The sequence below is a fragment of the Ruegeria intermedia genome, assembly GCF_900129345.1.
GTDB lineage: Bacteria > Pseudomonadota > Alphaproteobacteria > Rhodobacterales > Rhodobacteraceae > Ruegeria > Ruegeria intermedia.
On record NZ_FQVK01000081.1, the window covers coordinates 1 to 1,081 of the forward strand.

The 1,081-nt window shown below is 52.5% G+C and carries 2 protein-coding genes and 1 tRNA gene; 1 reads left to right on the forward strand and 2 read right to left on the reverse strand.

Translation table 11 applies throughout. The features are described from left to right. Positions 1-167: 167 nt before the first annotated feature. Positions 168-244: transfer RNA gene (locus F3H26_RS19300), tRNA-Met, on the forward strand. Here F3H26_RS19300 and F3H26_RS19305 read toward each other — a convergent pair. Then, entirely contained in the window at positions 239-736 is a 498-nt protein-coding gene (locus F3H26_RS19305) for a hypothetical protein (RefSeq protein ID WP_149777579.1), read from the reverse strand. The genes F3H26_RS19300 and F3H26_RS19305 overlap by 6 nt on opposite strands. A gap of 132 nt (positions 737-868) precedes the next feature. Further along, on the reverse strand, positions 869-1,081 hold a 213-nt coding region (locus F3H26_RS19805), incomplete at its 5' end, for a hypothetical protein (RefSeq protein ID WP_223162599.1).

The window sequence follows — 1,081 nt, forward strand, 5'->3', positions numbered from 1 at the left end:
TCTTGTTCATCTTCGCTCCTTGATGGCTTCGATGAACCAGAAATCCTCCGTTGCTCAAACCCCTAAATCTGTCCGATAGGTGCTGACTTCAGACAAAATATTTGGCGTAGCGCGTGTTTTTCCCTCTTGACCCTCTGGAGCCCCTCCCTTAAATCGCTACTCACATTGGCGGAGTAGCTCAGTTGGTTAGAGCAGCGGAATCATAATCCGCGTGTCGGGGGTTCAAGTCCCTCCTCCGCTACCACCAACCCCCCCCCACCTTTTTCGAACGGTCTGAAACCAAGGCTCTGAGCCGCCCCTTGACCTCGACCGGCACGCCGCCTTCTTCAGCCGGAGAGACAACGATCTCCGAGATCAAACGGCGTACGGCGTCACGTGCTTTCGGGTTCGGACAACCGTCATTCGATTGCATTGAGGTGATCATTTCATTCAGAGCACAAATATATCTGGCTGCTGTTGCCGGTTTGAACTCCAAAGCTTTCTCTGTCGCCTCAAGGCCGGCCAGTGCCATCTTGGCCGCAGAAAGGCGTTCTTTCGCCTCGGTCAACATAGCCTCGCCTTTGGCACCCTCCAGAATACCCATCTCGAAGAGCTCAATGCGGCGCTTGAACAGCTTGTTGGCTTCTGCGACCGTGCGTTCAAGCTTCTTCCTGTCAGGTTTGTCGGCTGCGCTGAGTTTTCGACGTTCCTCATTGTAGGCACGGATAAATTCATTGATGTAGGTTGGCTCTGACAACTCGTTTCGTAGTTCGGCCAGCAGAGCGCTCTTGATCTTGTCGAGGCGAACCTTCGCGTTTGTCTGAAGTCAGCACCTATCGGACAGATTTAGGGGTTTGAGCAACGGAGGATTTCTGGTTCATCGAAGCCATCAAGGAGCGAAGATGAACAAGAAATCCGGAACAAGCAAGGATGCCGCTGACAAGCTGGTCAGAGGCATCAAGCGGAAGACCCGTAAACAGTATTCAGCGGAAGAGAAGATCAGGATTTGTGAACCGGCATGCAAAATTGACCCCGGTATTGGGGTAATCGGCGTCCAAATTTGACCCCCCTGATATTTGATTTCGGTAGCTTTCTCACGGAT